This is a genomic window from Streptomyces atriruber, from assembly GCF_001418325.1.
Lineage (GTDB): Bacteria > Actinomycetota > Actinomycetes > Streptomycetales > Streptomycetaceae > Streptomyces > Streptomyces atriruber.
Genome location: NZ_LIPN01000609.1, coordinates 1 through 1,867, shown reverse-complemented (window position 1 = coordinate 1,867; position 1,867 = coordinate 1). Strand labels below are relative to the sequence as shown.

Here is a 1,867-nt window from a genome sequence, read left to right as displayed (position 1 = left end):
CACTTTGAAGACACGACCTAGGACGCCACCGGCTGCGGGAGCGGCCGCCGCGGTTCGTCCACGTTCATGTCCGCGTCCACGTCCGCGCCCACGTCGCCGGGGGCCGTCACCTCTCGCAGCGCGGCCAGCAGATCACGCATCGCCGCCAGGCCCGCCCGCGCCTCGTCGGCGACGCCGCCCAGATCGCCCGCCTCGGCCCGCGCGACGACCGCGTCGGCGTGCCGCAGGACCGCGCCGCGCAGCTCCACGGCGATGCGGCGGCGCTCCTCGTGCGCCTCGGCGACCGCCGACCACACGGTGGCCGTCAGCGCGTGGTCCTCCCAGGCCCTGACGCGTTCGCGCCGCGTCCGTACGCCCGCGCCGAGGCCCCAGAGCGCGGCCATCGGCAGCAGGAAAGCCCCGCCGAGGACGGCCCCCAAAAAGATCATGAGCCCGAGGCCGCCGTCCTTTTCGAGGTCCGCGATGCCGTCGGCCGACGCCAGGGCGAGGGCGGACAGGCACAGCCCGGTGGCCGCCACGCCCGGCGCGGGCCAGGTGACCCCCGCGGGGCCCGCGAACGCCCCCACGGCGTACACGGCGACGCACTCGGCGAGGGCGCCCGCCGCCCACAGGCACAGGGCAGCGTCGGGCGACAGCAGCCCGAACGCGAGGCCGAGCGGCGCGCACCAGGCGGTGACGAGCACCGCGCAGAGCACCGCCCAGGGCGCCCGGCGCCGCCACAGCAGCGGGAGTGCGTGCGCGACGGCGGGGCCGCAGGCCAGGGCGACGGCGCCGGGTTCCTCGACGAGGACGGTGAAGACCGGGAGCGTGGCGACGGCGACGGCGACCGCCCCGTCGGACAGATCCAGGCCGCGCAGGGCACGGTGGCGTGCGGCCCGGTGGCGCAGGGCCCCCGTGCCGCCCGGCAGCCGGGCCCGCACCGACCATCCGGCCCCGTCCTGACGCGGCCCGGCCGCGAGGGAGCCGCCGAGCGCCCCGGCCCGCTCCCGCATGCCCGCGGTCCCCCGCCCGGAACCGAGCCGCTGCCCGGCCGCGGGCCCGCCATCGGGCGCCCCGGTCGCCGCCCCGTCGTCCTCGACCGTGACGTGCACCGTGTCGTCGCAGGCCCCGGACGACCCGATGCGGATGCGCACCACCGCGCCGGGGGCGTAGCGCAGCGCGTTCGTGAGGGCCTCGCGGATGATGCCGAAGGCCGCTTCGGCCACCGGGCCCGTCAGCCGCGCCGCCTCCGGCGTCACGGTCACGGCCGGGCGCAGGCCGAGGCGGGCGAAACCGGCGGCCAGTTCGGTGACGCGTTCCTCCAGGGCGCTCTCCTCGTCCGCCGCCGCGGTCCGCATCAGCGCCACCAGGCGGTGCAGCGCCGCCGCGGTCTCGCGGCCGGTGTCCGCCGCGAACTCCAGCGCCTGTGCGGACAGCTCCGGCTTGCGGTCGCCGAGCCGCAGCGCGGCGTCCGCGGTGACGACGACCGAGGTGAGGTGGTGGGCGCTCACGTCGTGCAGTTCGCGGGCGAGGCGCTCGCGTTCGGTGACGGCGGCGCGGGCGCGCTCGGCCTCGGCCCGCGCGAGCTCCCGCGCGGCGGTCCGGCGTCCGGCGAGCCAGCGGCGGCGGCTGCGGCCGAGGCCCGCGACGGACAGGAAGAGCACGCAGTTGACCGCGGTCTCGCCGGCCGTCTCGGTGCCCACGTCGAACAGCACCGCCGCGCGGCCCGCCTCGCCGACCGCCAGGACGGCCGCGACGGCGGCGGCCGTCCGCCCGGGGCTTCGCACCGCGACCGAGTACAGGGCGACCAGCAGGCCCAGGGCGTGCAGGAGCGCCGCGTCCTCCGGGAGGGGCAGGCAGGCGAGCAGGGCCGCCTCGACGGTGAGCG

Annotated in this window: 1 protein-coding gene; it reads right to left on the bottom strand. The window is 78.8% G+C overall.

Annotation, left to right across the window (positions count from 1 at the left end):
* Positions 1 to 17: 17 nt before the first annotated feature.
* On the bottom strand, positions 18 to 1,867 hold a 1,850-nt coding region (locus tag AOK03_RS39185; protein WP_055570110.1), incomplete at its 5' end, for a histidine kinase.